The organism is Salmonella sp. 32070601201500089SM (genome assembly GCF_017573605.1).
GTDB classification, from domain to species: Bacteria; Pseudomonadota; Gammaproteobacteria; order Enterobacterales; family Enterobacteriaceae; genus Salmonella; species Salmonella enterica.
The window spans coordinates 78,796-95,106 of the sequence record NZ_JAGETK010000014.1; the positions used below are offsets into that span (position 1 = coordinate 78,796).

15 protein-coding genes are annotated in these 16,311 nt (G+C 51.6%); 12 read left to right on the plus strand and 3 right to left on the minus strand.

All coding sequences use genetic code 11. The features are described from left to right. Positions 1-427: 427 nt before the first annotated feature. From J4728_RS19505 to J4728_RS19530, 6 genes are all read left to right on the plus strand, one after another. Positions 428-1,009 (plus strand): fimbrial protein, encoded by a 582-nt coding sequence (locus tag J4728_RS19505; protein WP_208212262.1) that lies wholly within the window; start codon positions 428-430, stop codon positions 1,007-1,009. Between the two features lie 119 nt (positions 1,010-1,128). Continuing rightward, positions 1,129-3,618 carry a fimbrial outer membrane usher protein StdB gene (gene stdB / locus J4728_RS19510; protein ID WP_208212264.1) on the plus strand — a complete coding sequence of 830 codons (2,490 nt, stop codon included), beginning with the start codon at positions 1,129-1,131 and terminating at the stop codon, positions 3,616-3,618. Between the two features lie 40 nt (positions 3,619-3,658). Further along, positions 3,659-4,402, plus strand: a complete 744-nt coding sequence (gene stdC / locus J4728_RS19515; protein WP_208212266.1) for a fimbrial biogenesis chaperone StdC — start codon at positions 3,659-3,661, stop codon at positions 4,400-4,402. Then, on the plus strand, positions 4,399-5,481 hold the full coding sequence (locus tag J4728_RS19520) for an adhesion protein (RefSeq protein ID WP_208212269.1): 1,083 nt from the start codon (positions 4,399-4,401) through the stop codon (positions 5,479-5,481). The genes stdC and J4728_RS19520 overlap by 4 nt, the downstream gene beginning before the upstream one ends. A 107-nt stretch (positions 5,482-5,588) precedes the next feature. Beyond that, a complete protein-coding gene (locus J4728_RS19525; RefSeq protein ID WP_064000870.1) occupies positions 5,589-6,095 on the plus strand; it encodes a CaiF/GrlA family transcriptional regulator in 507 nt (168 codons plus the stop codon). After that, positions 6,082-6,840, plus strand: coding sequence for a transcriptional regulator (locus tag J4728_RS19530; protein ID WP_000134800.1), 759 nt, complete (start codon positions 6,082-6,084; stop codon positions 6,838-6,840). The genes J4728_RS19525 and J4728_RS19530 overlap by 14 nt, the downstream gene beginning before the upstream one ends. 209 nt (positions 6,841-7,049) lie before the next feature. Here J4728_RS19530 and J4728_RS19535 read toward each other — a convergent pair whose 3' ends face one another. Beyond that, positions 7,050-7,892 carry a nickel/cobalt efflux protein RcnA gene (locus J4728_RS19535; protein WP_000503710.1) on the minus strand — a complete coding sequence of 281 codons (843 nt, stop codon included), beginning with the start codon at positions 7,890-7,892 and terminating at the stop codon, positions 7,050-7,052. 121 nt (positions 7,893-8,013) lie between these two features. Here J4728_RS19535 and rcnR point away from each other — a divergent pair, with 121 nt between their 5' ends. After that, a complete protein-coding gene (gene rcnR, locus J4728_RS19540) occupies positions 8,014-8,286 on the plus strand; it encodes a Ni(II)/Co(II)-binding transcriptional repressor RcnR (RefSeq protein ID WP_000019953.1) in 273 nt (90 codons plus the stop codon). Between the two features lie 30 nt (positions 8,287-8,316). On the opposite strand, the gene J4728_RS19545 is transcribed toward rcnR, so the two are convergent. Together J4728_RS19545 and J4728_RS19550 are read right to left on the minus strand one after the other, a co-directional pair. Further along, positions 8,317-9,546 (minus strand): amino acid permease, encoded by a 1,230-nt coding sequence (locus J4728_RS19545; protein WP_000036837.1) that lies wholly within the window; start codon positions 9,544-9,546, stop codon positions 8,317-8,319. Positions 9,547-9,687: 141 nt separating this feature from the next. Then, positions 9,688-10,143 (minus strand): multidrug/biocide efflux PACE transporter, encoded by a 456-nt coding sequence (locus tag J4728_RS19550; RefSeq protein ID WP_001519547.1) that lies wholly within the window; start codon positions 10,141-10,143, stop codon positions 9,688-9,690. A gap of 103 nt (positions 10,144-10,246) precedes the next feature. Here J4728_RS19550 and J4728_RS19555 point away from each other — a divergent pair, with 103 nt between their 5' ends. From J4728_RS19555 to araE, 5 genes are all read left to right on the plus strand, one after another. Further along, complete coding sequence (locus J4728_RS19555; RefSeq protein ID WP_001270779.1) at positions 10,247-11,110, plus strand: LysR family transcriptional regulator; 864 nt, start codon at positions 10,247-10,249, stop codon at positions 11,108-11,110. Between the two features lie 122 nt (positions 11,111-11,232). Next, on the plus strand, positions 11,233-12,411 hold the full coding sequence (locus J4728_RS19560) for an acetyl-CoA C-acetyltransferase (protein ID WP_208212271.1): 1,179 nt from the start codon (positions 11,233-11,235) through the stop codon (positions 12,409-12,411). Positions 12,412-12,840: 429 nt separating this feature from the next. Next, positions 12,841-13,677, plus strand: coding sequence for a 5-dehydro-4-deoxy-D-glucuronate isomerase (gene kduI / locus J4728_RS19565; RefSeq protein WP_000383270.1), 837 nt, complete (start codon positions 12,841-12,843; stop codon positions 13,675-13,677). A gap of 56 nt (positions 13,678-13,733) precedes the next feature. Beyond that, entirely contained in the window at positions 13,734-14,495 is a 762-nt protein-coding gene (gene kduD / locus J4728_RS19570; protein ID WP_208212274.1) for a 2-dehydro-3-deoxy-D-gluconate 5-dehydrogenase KduD, read from the plus strand. Between the two features lie 353 nt (positions 14,496-14,848). Continuing rightward, a complete protein-coding gene (gene araE / locus J4728_RS19575) occupies positions 14,849-16,267 on the plus strand; it encodes an arabinose-proton symporter AraE (RefSeq protein WP_000253650.1) in 1,419 nt (472 codons plus the stop codon). Positions 16,268-16,311: the final 44 nt, after the last annotated feature.

Here is a 16,311-nt window from a genome sequence, read left to right on the forward strand (position 1 = left end):
TAATTTCATTGTTATATATGATTAGTATTATGTTTTGTAAATATCCAGTGTAATGGAAAAACAAAACATACATTCCAGATAATATATTACAAAATATTTCATGTCCGCTGCGAATATCTGTCTGTTAGGTATTCACCCGCTTATAATTACATTAAAAAGTATTTCTTTGATGATTATTCTTAAATTACGATCATAATCATCGATCGTATCGATCTATTTTTATTGTTTTAATTTGAATAAGAATTTTCTTACAACTGATTAGGCATTAGCTGAAATCAATATTTTTCGATGGAAAGTTCAGGTGCTTCGTTTAACACCAGGCGTTTATTATTCATACGAATCTTTTCTGAACGCTTTCATTAATACCCTCAGAGTTGTTTTCAGCCTTTGCAAAATAATTCTCATTCACCCAAAGGACATATTATCTATGCGTAATAAAATAATACTTGCCATGGCGGCTGCCGGTATGATGTATGGCGCTTCTGTATATGCAGTCGATCCACCCACAGCAGGCCCGTTCGGCTCAGGTAAAATTACCTTCACTGGCACCATCACCAACTCCCCCTGTGATATCGCGCCGGGTGACGATGCGATCACCGTTCCGTTTGGACAGATTTCTTACCGTAAACTGAATACCGCCGACGCAACTACGGAATCAAAACCGTTCACCATTCATCTACAGAACTGTGCTTTCGATCCGAATACCCCGGACACAGCTGGCTCCGCAGGGAAAATGTCCAAAGTAACCGTATCTTTCTCTGGCGCAGCGAATACCAGCAAAAAGGCTTACACCACCAGCGGTATCGCACAGCATGTTGGTGTCCAGCTACTGAAGAGTGACAACGCCACAATTATCGATCCCAACACCCCGATGCAGGATGGCGACGCTCAGCAACTGCAGGCCGGAAACAACGAACTCAACTTCTTTGCCCGACTAATAGCACTGGATAATGGCGTCACTCCCGGTGACTTCAACGCATCCGTCACCTACACCCTGAAATACCTGTGATTTCACGCGGTAAATAACGACAGGGAGAAGCCGTCCACGGAGGGGATCGGACGGCTTTTATATCTGACTGTGCCTGCGGGCTGTCTGTTACACGGACGACAACACGAAAGCGCCATGCCATGAAAATTACCCGGCTTGCCATTCTGATTACCCTGACATTTTCCGTCCTGAAGTCGCAGGCCACGGAGTTCAATGCCAGCCTGCTGGACAGCGGGAACCTGTCCAACGTGGACCTCACGGCCTTCAGCCGCGAGGGGTATGTGGCGCCCGGTAACTATATTCTCGATATCTGGCTCAATGACCAGCCGGTACGGGAACAGTATCCGGTCAGAGTTGTACCGGTTGCCGGACGCGACGCGGCCGTCATCTGTGTGACAACAGACATGGTGGCCATGCTGGGTCTTAAGGATAAGATTATTCATGGCCTGAAACCCGTTACCGGTATCCCGGACGGGCAATGCCTTGAGCTGCGCTCCGCTGACAGTCAGGTACGGTACAGCGCTGAAAATCAGCGTCTGACCTTCATTATCCCCCAGGCCTGGATGCGTTATCAGGACCCGGACTGGGTGCCTCCTTCACGCTGGAGCGACGGCGTCACCGCCGGCCTGCTCGATTACAGCCTGATGGCCAACCGCTATATGCCGCAGCAGGGGGAGACCTCTACCAGCTACAGCCTCTACGGCACCGCCGGGTTTAATCTCGGCGTCTGGCGGTTGCGGAGCGATTACCAGTACAGCCGTTTTGACAGTGGGCGGGGCGCATCACAGTCCGATTTTTATCTGCCGCAGACGTATCTGTTCCGTGCCCTGCCAGCACTGCGCTCAAAACTGACGCTCGGACAGACGTACCTCAGCTCCGCTATTTTTGACTCCTTCCGCTTTGCCGGGCTCACTTTGGCCAGCGATGAGCGCATGCTGCCGTCCTCTCTTCAGGGGTATGCCCCGAAAATCAGCGGCATTGCGAACAGTAATGCACAGGTTACCGTCAGCCAGAATGGCCGCATTCTGTACCAGACCCGGGTGTCGCCGGGGCCTTTTGAGCTTCCCGACCTGAGCCAGAATATCAGCGGCAACCTGGATGTCAGCGTCCGGGAAAGCGACGGTAGCGTCCGGACCTGGCAGGTCAACACGGCCAGCGTCCCCTTTATGGCACGCCAGGGACAGGTTCGCTATAAGGTGGCCGCCGGACGTCCGCTGTACGGCGGGACGCATAACAACAGCACGGTCAGCCCTGACTTTCTGCTCGGGGAGGCCACCTGGGGAGCATTTAACAACACGTCGCTGTATGGCGGCCTCATTGCCTCCACCGGCGACTACCAGTCCGCGGCGCTCGGGATCGGCCAGAATATGGGGCTGCTGGGCGCTCTGTCTGCGGACGTCACCCGCTCAGATGCGCGGTTGCCGCATGGGAAGAAGCAGTCCGGTTACAGCTACCGTATCAACTATGCCAAAACGTTTGATAAAACCGGCAGTACCCTGGCGTTCGTCGGATACCGCTTCTCGGACCGCCATTTTCTGTCCATGCCGGAGTACCTGCAGCGTCGGGCCACCGACGGCGGCGATGCATGGCATGAAAAACAGAGCTACACCGTGACTTACAGCCAGTCCGTTCCGGTACTCAATATGAGCGCGGCCCTCTCGGTAAGCCGGCTCAATTACTGGAATGCGCAGTCCAACAATAACTACATGCTCAGCTTCAACAAAGTGTTCAGTCTCGGCGACCTTCAGGGGCTCTCGGCCTCGGTGTCGTTTGCCCGTAACCAGTACACCGGCGGGGGGAGCCAGAACCAGGTCTACGCCACCATCAGTATCCCGTGGGGAGACAGCCGCCAGGTGAGTTACAGCGTACAGAAAGATAACCGGGGCGGCCTGCAGCAGACCGTGAATTACAGCGATTTCCATAACCCGGACACCACATGGAACATCAGCGCCGGTCATAACCGCTATGACACCGGCAGTAACAGCAGCTTTAGCGGCAGCGTGCAGAGCCGTCTGCCGTGGGGGCAGGCGGCAGCGGACGCCACCCTGCAGCCCGGACAGTACCGCAGCCTGGGCCTGAGCTGGTACGGCTCGGTGACCGCCACCGCCCACGGCGCCGCCTTCAGCCAGTCGATGGCCGGGAATGAGCCTCGCATGATGATAGATACCGGAGACGTGGCCGGTGTGCCGGTGAACGGCAACAGCGGGGTGACCAACCGCTTCGGGGTGGGCGTGGTGAGCGCCGGCAGCAGCTATCGCCGCAGCGATATTTCGGTTGATGTGGCCGCCCTGCCGGAGGACGTGGACGTCAGCAGCTCCGTCGTCAGCCAGGTGCTGACGGAGGGCGCGGTGGGCTACCGGAAGATTGACGCCAGCCAAGGGGCGCAGGTGCTCGGTCATATCCGGCTGGCTGATGGCGCAAGTCCGCCGTTTGGCGCCCTGGTGGTGTCCGGGAAAACCGGCAGAACCGCGGGGATGGTCGGAGATGGCGGTCTGGCCTACCTGACAGGTCTCAGCGGGGAAGACCGCCGGACCCTGAATGTGTCCTGGGATGGCCGGGTGCAGTGCAGACTCACCCTGCCGGAAACGGTGACACTCAGCCGGGGGCCGCTGTTACTGCCCTGCAGATAAAAATATCCCTGTCACAGAGCAGGTCTAAAGGAGAAAACAGGTGAAAAACAGCAGAAGAAGCCGTGTGATTTTACTCGCACTGGCGGCAGCATGGAGCCAGTACAGCCCGGCGGCCGTCAATGTTGACCGGACCCGTATTATCATGGATGCGCCACAGAAAACGGTGGCCATCACGCTGAATAACGATGACAAAACCACGCCGTTCCTGGCGCAGTCCTGGGTGACGGACGCTGACGGGGTGAGAACCGATGCGCTGATGGCGCTGCCGCCGCTGCAGCGTATTGATGCCGGACAGAAATCCCAGGTCCGCATTACCCAGGTTCGTGGGCTGACAGATAAGCTCCCTCAGGACAGAGAAACACTGTTCTGGTTTAACGTGCGGGGCGTTCCCCCGAAGCCGGAAGACGACAACGTCCTGCAGCTGGCCATGCAGAGCCAGCTGAAACTGTTTTACCGTCCGAAAGCCATTATCAGAAGCAGCAGTGACCAGCCGGAAAGAAAGCTGACTGCTGAGCGAAATGCGGGACATCTGACCCTCAGAAACCCGACACCGTACTACATCACTGTGGCGTGGCTGGGAGCAGACCGTAGCCACAGGCTCAGTGGTTTCCGCGAGGGCGTGATGGTGCCACCCCTGGGGAGCCTGCCTTTAAAGGCTTTTCTGCCGGCAGAAACCCGGACGCTGTGGGTGGGGTATATTGATGATTACGGTGGACTGCAGATGAACCGCTACACCTGCGATGCCCTGAATTGCGCGTTTAAGGACGCAGGGGCGACATCATGACAGGACGATTATTCGATATGAAATCACTGATACTGTCAGGTGTGTTTCTTTTCTTTGCTGTCTGTGATTCTGCGCGGGCAAACTACGACTGGTCAAAATGTGATGCCAATGGAAATATAAATATTCAGAATATCAATCTGAGGGGAGGACAATATTTACAGGGGCAGGAACTGCAGAAGATTACTGTTCCCATAAGTTATACCTGTACTACAACATGGAGCAGTATTGGTTCACTTGTTTACTCTACAGCAGTTTCGCTTTCCAATATGAAACAGGTAGCCACTGCGCTAAAAGATCGTGGTCTTGGAATGGATATCGTTATTCAGGAAGGGAACGGGACTCCCGTGCTATTTTCATGGAAGGATATACAGGCAGGGTTTTCCGGTTGGTCCAGTTCAAAAGCATTCGGAGAACGTATGGAAGCGCAAAAAACATATAACCGGAGCGGAACGATTACAGTACGTATTTTTGTTGAACAGGTTTTCAGTAATAATTTTGTGGACATAAATATTCCGGAAAGTAAAATTAATATATATCCCTATAGCCCGTCACAACCCTCAATATCTGTTGGGCCACCAACTGTTCCATTCAGACCTTTAACTGTTTCTGCGTTTAATCTCAGGTTTATTCCTGACAACTCAGGCACGGTTATTATCTCTCCTTCTAATACTATCAAAATGGGGCATTTTTATACGGAATATAAGGAAACCATGGTGCCCAGGGAAGTACCTTTCACCGTTACAGCACAACAGAATGTCGGAACGCAGATCCCGTTCGACGCCCCACTGGCTATAGAGTTCAGGACCAACGGTCTGACACTGGCAGATGCTGACAGCACCGTGATTCTTAAGAATAATAAACAAGAAAACAATGGATTCAGACTGTCGGTAATTGATGTGGATAATAACATACCAGTTAAATTTAATATGAAAACAGATATGGGATCTATCCATCTTGATAACGGTGCCGGTGGCAAAATTATAAAACAGTATAAAGCAAAGGCCGAAGCTATACCCGGTGCGGTAATTAAAACAGGTGCTTTTTCAGCCGCAATGACAGTGATTGTTACTTACAATTAGCAGAATTAAATACCATTTCCTGATAGTTAATTAAAAATAGATATAAATTTATCTTTATGATTATTTTTTTCTTCTCGGTCTTTTTCACTAAAAAACGGAGAGTCTGCATGTCTTCTGATAAATCAAAAGAGAAGATAGTTTTTTCAGGTAACGATATTCATTATCCCGGACAGACCAACCATGATGCCTGTTTTATTCCGGTAAGTGTCCGCCAGTATGCCGGCGAGCCCCTGTATATCATCGTGGCACACTGGTGCCTGTTGCAGCAGAACTGGGTTCAGCGTAACCAGATAGCAGAGGCGTTTCACATCACGGCCAGACGGGCCAGCTACCTGATTGCCTATCTGCGAAGCAAAACATCGCGGGTGGTCAGCATCTGCCGTCACCAGACCCTGCCCAATAAAGCACGACGCTATGAGATTTATGTTATCCGGGTTCTTGACAGTCCCACCCCGTCCACGCGCCGTGAAAAAGCCGGACCGCCGCTGGTATCAAAACGCCGGGTCGGTAATGGTGACAGGTCGATGGCAAATGAACTGTGGAACCGGCTGTGCAGTAACAGAAATGCGGGGAAAATCCTGAAAAAGAAGGAGGATGAGGATGACGGAACATAACCGGATGCCGGCCCGGCAGATTATCGTTTACGGTGACTGCTGGCCGGTGACGATCGCCGTGGCACACCTGGTCCGGAGATTTCTGCCGGGCTGCAACTGTGAAACCGCATACAGTCTGCCTGTTCTGTTGCAGCAATTACGTCGGAAACCGGAGGCCATACTGATACTGTGTCTGCGTCCCCGTGAACATCTCTTTTTGTTCTATTCCCTGAGACAGATACTGCCGGACTACCCGGTTATGATTATCAGCGATGAGCTGTTTTTCAGCGACCGGGTGGTACTGAAGGTATACGGCGGCATCCCGGCGCTGCTGGAGCAGGAACTGGCGGAGATACTTATTCGGTGGCGGCGGGATGAACAGTGGGCCGGGGGCGCACGCCTGCGCAGGACAGGAGCGCTGGACGCCTTTTTGTTATCTCCGGATCCGGTGACGGGCTTTCTGGAAGTGCCACCGATATTTAACAATCCGAAGCGGTTGATGAACTATATGGATCAGTTGATGCACCGGGAGATACTGGCATGCGGAGTGAGCCTGGCCCAGTTACGCTTGCTTCAGGAAGTTTACCGTGGACGAGGAAGGTTGTCAGCGTTGTGTGGAAGGCTGAATACACAGGAGAAGCAAATCTGGCAGGACAAATACCGGTTACTGGTGAAGCTGGGAATGCGGAACCGATTACGGGAACTGCTGTTTGGTACCCGGTTTTGTAAATCACTGCAGCGAACTCCGTTTATCGCTCCGCAATAACCCGCCTCCGGCGACCCTATCCAGAAACACTGACACGCCGGCTAAACCCGGTGGCGGTGGGGTATTTTTTGCCTGTGGTGTAGTGGAGTAAAATACAGAATTCAGGCGGGACGCTGAATGTATGGCCTTTCATACCGTTTGATAAGTAAAAACGCTTCTGGAATGAAACCCGACGTGAATGATACGGCCTGAGCAGAAGCGTTACATATTTACTGCATGATCCCGGTATAGCCATGAATTCCCATATACACGCCGACCAGACCAATCAGAATGCTCGAAAAATAGGGCGCCCGCCGGGCAAGCGTCGAAAAACCACTCCAGCGCTTTGCTGCCTGTTGAACGCTTATCGCCGCGCCAACGCCTACCGTCACCAGCGTTAATGCCAGGCCAAGACTAAAGCTCAGCACCATCGTGGCGCCCAGTGTAAACGCTTTAAGCTGGATACAAATCAGTAAAACGGTGATCGCAGCCGGACAGGGGATAAGCCCTCCGGTCAGGCCGAATAGCAGGATCTGTCCATTAGTCACTGTTTGACCATCAAAACGGCGTTGAATATCGGCAGCATGGGCGCGTTCATGGGCATCCTGATACGCTTTTGACGTTGCACCTTCCGGATGTATGTGACCATGATGGTCGTGGTCGTGGTCGTGGTCGTGGTCGTGGTCGTGGTCGTGGTCGTGGTTGTGATGATGGTTTCCCGCCAGCCACTGCTGCTCGCCTCGCCATGTCCGCCAGAACATCCAGCACGCGGTGCTCAGAATAATGATCGCAGAAATTAACTGCAGCCATGGTTCCACTGATTGTGCGGTGAATGCCCGGCTAAGATACATCCCACCCAGAGCGATTAACCAGACGATCGCGGTATGAGAAAGCGTTGCTGCCAGACCGAGCATGACAGCCTGTTTAACCGTACCTTTAATGGCAATGATAAAAGCCGCCATCATGGTTTTGGAGTGCCCTGGTTCAAGCCCGTGCAAAATACCTAATAAAATGGCGCTGGGAATGAAGAACCAGCCGTTTCCTTGCTGAAGAAGTGTCGAAAATTCACCCATGAGAATGATTCTTAGTTGTTTTATGTGGACGTCATTCTACTCCCCCCCAGTATGGAATACTACCCCCCAGTAGCATCGTAATGCTATAATTTGTATTCGTTAATGTTAGTGAGGTGTTGTAATGTCACATACCATCCGGGACAAACAAAAGCTTAAAGCCAGAACCAGCAAGATTCAGGGGCAGGTGATAGCGCTAAAAAAAATGCTGGATGAACCGCATGAATGCGCGGCCGTGTTACAACAGATCGCGGCGATTCGCGGCGCGGTAAATGGCTTAATGCGCGAGGTGATTAAAGGGCATCTGACCGAGCATATCGTTCATCAGAGTGATGAAGCCAGACGTGAAGAAGATCTGGACGTAATATTAAAGGTGCTGGATTCTTATATAAAATAGCCGGGAGTTATATCCCGGCTATCTTTTACTTTAGCCGAAAAACATCACCGATACGCAAAGTAAACCGACGACCAACGTAATGAAATTGCCTACTGAACGGTAGGGTTTCAATGCCGGTATCAGGTACGTTGACAACGTGGGCATAATAAACAGAATCATCGCGATGAGCGGGCCGCTAATAGCATAAATCATAGAGATGGCATTCGGGTTAATACAGCAAATAATAAACGTAATCCCGGAGACCAGCATGATAGACAGCGCGCGATTGAACGCCCGGCTTTTTTTCACGCCAACCTGCTGTAGGGTGGTTCTTACCATTTCGGTTGCGCCCTCAATGACGCCGAAATAGGTGCCGAGGAAAGATTTCGACATGGCCACGACGGCAACGATAATACCGGAAATAGAGAGCCAGGCCGGCGCATTGGGCATCATCGAGAGCGCGGAAAGGATGGTAACGCCTTCGTTGCGCGCGTCTTCAATGTATGACGGCGGAATGGAGAGCAGGCAGCTAAAGACAAAGAACAGCACGCTCAGGCAGATAATCAGATAGGCGACCTTCATGATCTTTTTGCATTTATCCATGGCCTGATCGCCAAAATTTTCCCGTCTGTCGATGGCAAACGTCGAAATAATGGGCGTATGGCTAAAAGCAAAAACCATCACCGGAATAGAAATCCATACCTGGTGCAACGTGTGACTATCCAAAGACATCTGCCCGGTCAGTAACGAAGGTTGCCAGCTTCCGGTTAAGTAGAGCGAAAGGAACAAGAAGTAAGCGATAAGTGGAAAGACTAAAAAGCCCATTACGCGAAGAGTGGCATGTCTTCCCATTAAGAAAATCATATTCAGGATAAGTACTACGCCGAAGCTAACTGCCATCCGGATGCGAATATCTATCTGAATATGCTTCGCTAATTGCTCTGTCAGGGAATTGGTAATCGCCACAGCATAAATTAATACCACGACAAAAAACGCAATGAAATAAAGCGTGGTAATAATACTGCCGATTTTCTTGCCGTAATAATGAGTAACGGCGCCAGTAATTCCCTCACCGGCAGAAGTCTTTGAGGAAAGAATAAACTGACACAGCGCCTTATGCGGCCAGTATGTCAGCGGCCAGGCGACCAGCGCGGTAATAAATAGCACGATTGCGCCTGCCGATCCCAACTGGATGGGAAGGAAAAGAGTGCCTGCGCCTACAGCCGTTCCGTATAATGCAAAACTCCAGAGAGTCTCATCTTTTGACCAAATTTTAGACATTATTTGAATTTATCAACTATAAAACACACAAAAAGAAGCGCAATTTACCATAAATAGCGTCAGTTGGGGGCGTTTTAAGCAGATGGATGTCGTGGAGGAGGAGGGCCGGGAGCGTTGCGATCCCGGCAAAAAAGAGCAATATCATGCACTAACGCGCTGTTGGCGGCGAGTCACTATTCGTTGGCGTAAAACATCGTATGCCCAGTTGTACAGCATCGTGTACGGCAAAAAGAACAGGAAGAAACCAATTTCCAGGGTGAATGCTTGTAGCAGGCTGACATTCAGTACCCAGGCGACAATACTCACGCCAATGACAATAAACCCACTTTCAAATCCTAACGCATGGAGTGCACGCACTTTGGCGGTTCGTCTCACCTGATGCGCAGGCCACAGTCGATCAAACAGAGCGTTATAAATGATATTCCAGATCATGGCCGTCGTTGCCAGCAATATCGTCAGGCCGCCCATCTCCAGCACCGAGCGCTGCATTAGCCAGGCGGTCGTTGGCGCCAGTATTGCAGTCGCAATACCTTCAAAACAGACAGCATGGAAAATACGCTCCGGCAGCGAGCGACGTTGTATGGCGTCATGTTGCATAAACGAAAAAACCTTACTCTTAATCGAACTAAAGAAATTTCCGCTATTTTATCGTTTAATATGATACCTAAAAGATAACATCCATCGATAAAGTAGATAGGTTATGCGTTACTCACCTGAAGCGTTAATGGCATTTGTTGAGACCGTCTCTTGCGGTTCGTTTTCTGCGGCGGCGCGCCGCCTGCGTAAAAGCCAGTCCACCATTAGTACCGCCATTGCGCATCTGGAGGCGGATCTGGGATTTTCATTATTTGATCGATCTTCGCGCCAGCCCGTTCTGACCGAAGAAGGAAAACGGGTGCTTAGCTACGTTCAGGCTATTTTATCGGCGAGCGACCGTCTGGATGAGGTGGCGCTGACGTTATCCGGCGAGACGGAGGCAAGGCTCACGTTCGTCCTCTCTGATACCCTGCACCCTGACAGTCTGGAAGAGTTAATGGCGCAGTTTGATCGTCAATTTCCGCATACCGAGTTTGAATGCTTGATCGGAGAAAATGATGATGTTATCGACCTGCTGCAAAAAGGGCGCGCCCAGATAGGCCTGATTGAAGCGCGTGATGACTATCCCACAAACATTGGCGCGACGCGTCTGCCTGTTCAAAGCTGGATGGGGGTTTATGTGGCGACCACGCATCCGTTGGCGTCGCAGACGAACCTGCAATGGGAGCAACTGCATACCTGGCGCGAGCTGCGTCTGAATACCTACCTTGAATCTAATGCCAACATTACGCGCGGCCCGGCCTGGTCAGCGCCAAACTATTTATTACTGTTGAGCATGGCGGTTCAGGGATTTGGCTGGTGCGTATTGCCCTGCGCGCTGGTGGAAGAGTTTGCGGCGGAAAAACCGCTGGCGCAGCTGGATGTTCCTGGCTGGCCGAGGGCGATTGCTATTGATTTGTTGTGGAACAAGAAGACGCCGCCCGGAACGGCGGGGAACTGGCTTCGCTACCATTTGCAGCAGAAATAAGCTGCGCCACCGTCAAATCAGCGTCATTTCCTTTGTGATAAAACTCACTTTTTTTAAACAATCAAGATAACTAATTTTAACAATGCTCTACTATGGCGGTGTCATTTTGCGCTGAGGTGGTAATGAAAGAGGTTGTGATAGTGGGGGCTTTACGGACACCCATCGGCTGTTTTCAGGGAACGCTGGCCCGTCATTCCGCCGTCGAGCTGGGGAGTATGGTCGTAAAAGCGTTAATTGAGCGCACCGGCGTGGACGCTAACGCTATCGATGAGGTCATCCTCGGTCAGGTACTGACGGCTGGCGCCGGGCAGAATCCGGCGCGCCAGTCAGCCATCAAAGGAGGGCTGCCGACTACCGTTTCCGCTATTACCATTAATGACGTTTGTGGTTCCGGTTTAAAAGCGTTGCACCTGGCGACGCAGGCTATTCAGTGCGGCGAAGCGGACATTGTTATTGCGGGCGGGCAGGAGAATATGAGCCGTGCGCCGCATGTCCTCAATGACAGCCGTACCGGCGCGTTGCCTGATGCCGACAATCTGGTGGATAGTCTGGTACATGATGGCTTATGGGATGCCTTCAACGATTATCACATTGGCGTGACGGCAGAAAACCTGGCACGGGAATATGGCATCAGCCGCGAGTTACAGGATGCTTATGCGCTCAGTTCGCAACAAAAAGCCAGGGCCGCGATTGATACCGGACGTTTTAAAGATGAGATTGTCCCCATCGTCACGCAACGTAATGGGCAGACCGCAATTGTCGATACGGATGAACAACCGCGGGCCGACGCCAGTGCGGAGGGGTTAGCCCTGCTGCATCCGGCGTTTGATAGTTTAGGTTCGGTGACGGCGGGTAATGCCTCCTCAATCAACGATGGCGCCGCCGCGGTGATGATGATGAGCGAGGCGAACGCCCAGGCGCTGGGGCTGCCGGTGCTGGCGCGCATCCGCGCGTTTGCCAGCGTCGGCGTCGATCCTGCGCTAATGGGGATTGCGCCGGTATATGCTACCCGGCGCTGTCTGGAGCGCGCCGGCTGGCAACTGACGGAGGTCGACCTTATCGAAGCCAACGAAGCGTTTGCCGCCCAGGCGTTGTCGGTAGGAAAAATGCTGGAATGGGATGAGCGACGGGTAAACGTTAATGGCGGCGCGATTGCGCTGGGGCATCCTATTGGCGCTTCCGGTTGTCGAATTCTGGTTTCACTGGTGCACGAAATGGTTAAACGCGACGCGCGTAAAGGCCTGGCGACGCTGTGTATCGGTGGCGGCCAGGGCGTTGCTTTAACCATTGAACGCGACTGATCCTACGCCAGCCATCCTTTTCCTGCTTTAGTATTCCTGTCATAAAAAGCCCTCTATCACGAGGGCAAAGCCAGTGACAGACCCCCTTTTTCGTTATAGCGCAGAACGACTTGCCGCGTCGGGCATTGCAGACGCATACCGCTTTTAATTCAATTCGCACATCAGACTCCGTTCCAAAACAAGCTCCAATTTTTATCTGAGTAACCGCATACAGCATCTGGCGCGCATGTCTGAAAATCAGACAAGTGCGTAAGTTTTAGCGCCGTTCGTGATCGCTACAGCAGTTTTAAAAATAACCAACCATATAAATGAAACGTTGTTTTATTTATTGTTGAAAACCTTTATCCAGGCGACTATGATGCCGTTAAATAAATCAAAACAGTGTTTTGATTTTATGCCATTGCGATCGATTTATCATTGGAGGGAAAAGTGGACGTAAGGCAAAGCATCCATAGCGAGCACGCTAAAACGCTGGACACCCAGGCGCTGCGACGCGAGTTTTTAATAGAAAATATTTTTGTCGCAGATGAATATACGATGGTCTACAGCCATATCGACCGTATTATTGTCGGCGGCATTATGCCCGTCAGCCATCCCGTTGAAATCGGCGGAGAAGTAGGTAAACAGCTTGGCGTTTCCCGGTTACTGGACCGCCGCGAGCTGGGCGTCATTAATATTGGCGGCGCGGGCGCCATTATTGTTGACGGGCAGCGCCATGACATTGGTCATCGTGATGCTCTGTATATTGGTAAAGGGGCGAAAGAGCTGGTCTTCGTCAGCAATGAGGCGAGCAGACCGGCGAAGTTTTATTACAACTGCGCGCCAGCGCACACCGCTTATCCGACGAAAAAAGTGTCGCCTGCCGACGTTGCGCCCGTCACCTTAGGCGATAACCTCACCAGTAACCGTCGCACCATCAATAAATACTTCGTACCGGATGTACTGGAAACCTGTCAGCTCAGTATGGGACTCACCGAACTGGCGCCCGGCAATCTATGGAACACCATGCCATGCCATACCCATGAGCGCCGTATGGAAGTGTACCTCTATTTCAATATGGAAGAGGACAGTTGCGTTTTCCATATGATGGGGCAGCCTCAGGAAACCCGTCATATTGTGATGCGTAATGAACAGGCGGTTATTTCCCCAAGCTGGTCAATACATTCCGGCGTTGGCACCAAAGCCTATACGTTTATTTGGGGCATGGTGGGAGAAAATCAGGTCTTCGATGACATGGATCACGTTGCGGTACAAGATCTGCGCTAGTCGCGACCGGTGATAACGCCTGTGCGTGACAGGCATGACAAAAATAAGGATTAACAATGATTTTGAATGCATTTTCTCTTGAAGGTAAAGTCGCGGTTGTGACGGGGTGCGATACCGGATTGGGGCAGGGGATGGCGTTAGGGCTGGCGGAAGCGGGCTGTGACATTGTCGGTATTAACATTGTTGAACCGACGGACACTATTGCGCGTGTCACCGCTCTGGGACGTCGTTTTTTAAGCCTGACGGCCGATCTGCGCCAAATCGATGGTATTCCGGCGCTACTGGAACGGGCGGTGGCGGAATACGGTCATATTGATATTCTGGTGAATAACGCGGGTTTGATCCGTCGTGAAGATGCGATTGATTTCACGGAAAAAGACTGGGATGACGTCATGAACCTGAACATCAAGAGCGTGTTCTTTATGTCTCAGGCGGCGGCAAAACATTTTATTGCCCAGGGCAACGGCGGCAAAATTATTAATATCGCGTCTATGCTTTCCTTCCAGGGCGGCATTCGCGTTCCGTCTTATACCGCGTCGAAAAGCGGCGTAATGGGAATAACGCGTCTGATGGCGAACGAGTGGGCGAAACACAATATCAATGTAAACTCCATCGCGCCGGGCTATATGTCCACAAATAATACCCAGCAATTGCGCGCTGATGCACAACGTAGCGCCGAAATTCTCGACCGTATTCCGGCTGGACGTTGGGGGCTACCGGGCGATTTAATGGGGCCGGTAGTCTTCCTGGCATCCAGCGCCGCTGATTATATTAACGGCTATACCATAGCGGTAGATGGCGGTTGGCTGGCGCGTTAATCCGCTACTGACAAATGCGTTTCTGGGAAAATCGACTCTTTGGCCGAAAAAACTGATAAAGCCCTGTCCTCGTACAGGGTTTTTTTATGATCTCATTAACATAGTCCATATTGTGGGTTTAACTTAATCCATATATTGTTAAATAATAGCTATGATCAATGCTTTAACTTATTGAAATATTGGTGGTTTGAAAAAATACCCGGCAACGGCGTTAAATTTAAAAAGTGTAATATCCATCACATATCGCTATAGCGTAGCCATTTAATCCATATTTATGCCGTTTCCAGCCTGACACTTGAGGAAGAGTATCCCGTACTTTCAGGCTATGTCTTACTCTGTTGTGGCAGGAAAATATGGTCTCTATTAATCATGACTCTGCTTTAACGCCGCGTTCGCTTCGCGACACACGACGTATGAATATGTTTGTTTCGGTTTCTGCAGCGGTAGCGGGACTGTTATTTGGTCTGGATATCGGCGTTATCGCCGGGGCGCTGCCTTTTATTACCGACCATTTCGTGCTGACCAGTCGGCTGCAGGAATGGGTCGTCAGCAGTATGATGCTTGGCGCGGCAATTGGCGCCTTATTTAACGGCTGGCTTTCATTCCGGCTGGGGCGTAAGTATAGCCTGATGGCCGGCGCGATTTTGTTCGTGCTCGGCTCGCTGGGGTCGGCGTTTGCTTCCAGCGTGGAAGTATTGATTGGCGCCCGCGTGATACTGGGCGTAGCAGTAGGGATTGCCTCCTATACCGCGCCGCTTTATCTCTCTGAAATGGCAAGTGAAAATGTTCGCGGCAAAATGATCAGTATGTATCAACTGATGGTGACGTTAGGCATTGTGCTGGCTTTTTTATCCGATACGGCATTCAGCTACAGCGGCAACTGGCGCGCGATGTTGGGCGTGCTGGCGCTGCCTGCGGTGTTGCTCATTATTCTGGTGGTATTCCTGCCGAATAGTCCGCGTTGGCTGGCGCAAAAAGGTCGCCATATTGAAGCGGAAGAGGTGCTGCGTATGCTGCGCGATACCTCGGAAAAAGCCCGTGATGAACTGAATGAGATTCGGGAAAGCCTCAAACTCAAGCAGGGCGGGTGGGCATTATTTAAAGCTAACCGCAATGTTCGCCGCGCCGTGTTCCTCGGTATGCTGCTACAGGCAATGCAGCAGTTCACCGGCATGAACATCATTATGTACTATGCGCCGCGCATTTTTAAAATGGCCGGCTTTACCACCACGGAACAGCAAATGATCGCCACGCTGGTGGTCGGACTGACCTTTATGTTCGCGACGTTTATCGCCGTCTTTACGGTCGATAAGGCCGGGCGTAAACCGGCGTTAAAAATCGGTTTCAGCGTAATGGCGTTAGGGACATTGGTGTTGGGCTACTGCCTGATGCAGTTTGATAACGGTACGGCATCAAGCGGTCTCTCCTGGCTTTCCGTTGGGATGACGATGATGTGTATCGCCGGTTACGCGATGAGCGCCGCTCCGGTGGTGTGGATACTGTGTTCGGAAATCCAGCCGCTGAAATGCCGTGATTTTGGCATTACCTGTTCAACCACGACAAACTGGGTATCGAACATGATCATCGGCGCGACATTCCTGACACTGTTGGACAGCATTGGCGCGGCAGGTACATTCTGGCTCTACACCGCGCTGAATATCGCTTTTATCGGTATCACTTTCTGGCTGATTCCGGAAACCAAAAATGTCACCCTGGAGCATATCGAACGCAAGCTGATGGCGGGCGAGAAGCTAAGAAATATTGGCGTGTAATCACCCCTCCCATGCCGGATGACGCCTGTTATCCGGCATGATGA

Excerpts from the sequence above, each read along its gene's own strand:
- J4728_RS19505 (WP_208212262.1), top strand. The coding sequence starts at position 428 with ATGCGTAATAAAATAATACTTGCCATGGCGGCTGCCGGTATGATGTAT.
- stdB (WP_208212264.1), top strand. The coding sequence starts at position 1,129 with ATGAAAATTACCCGGCTTGCCATTCTGATTACCCTGACATTTTCCGTC.
- J4728_RS19520 (WP_208212269.1), top strand. The coding sequence starts at position 4,399 with ATGACAGGACGATTATTCGATATGAAATCACTGATACTGTCAGGTGTG.
- J4728_RS19525 (WP_064000870.1), top strand. The coding sequence starts at position 5,589 with ATGTCTTCTGATAAATCAAAAGAGAAGATAGTTTTTTCAGGTAACGAT.
- J4728_RS19530 (WP_000134800.1), top strand. The coding sequence starts at position 6,082 with ATGACGGAACATAACCGGATGCCGGCCCGGCAGATTATCGTTTACGGT.
- J4728_RS19535 (WP_000503710.1), bottom strand. The coding sequence starts at position 7,892 with ATGGGTGAATTTTCGACACTTCTTCAGCAAGGAAACGGCTGGTTCTTC.
- rcnR (WP_000019953.1), top strand. The coding sequence starts at position 8,014 with ATGTCACATACCATCCGGGACAAACAAAAGCTTAAAGCCAGAACCAGC.
- J4728_RS19545 (WP_000036837.1), bottom strand. The coding sequence starts at position 9,546 with ATGTCTAAAATTTGGTCAAAAGATGAGACTCTCTGGAGTTTTGCATTA.
- J4728_RS19550 (WP_001519547.1), bottom strand. The coding sequence starts at position 10,143 with ATGCAACATGACGCCATACAACGTCGCTCGCTGCCGGAGCGTATTTTC.
- J4728_RS19555 (WP_001270779.1), top strand. The coding sequence starts at position 10,247 with ATGCGTTACTCACCTGAAGCGTTAATGGCATTTGTTGAGACCGTCTCT.
- J4728_RS19560 (WP_208212271.1), top strand. The coding sequence starts at position 11,233 with ATGAAAGAGGTTGTGATAGTGGGGGCTTTACGGACACCCATCGGCTGT.
- kduD (WP_208212274.1), top strand. The coding sequence starts at position 13,734 with ATGATTTTGAATGCATTTTCTCTTGAAGGTAAAGTCGCGGTTGTGACG.
- araE (WP_000253650.1), top strand. The coding sequence starts at position 14,849 with ATGGTCTCTATTAATCATGACTCTGCTTTAACGCCGCGTTCGCTTCGC.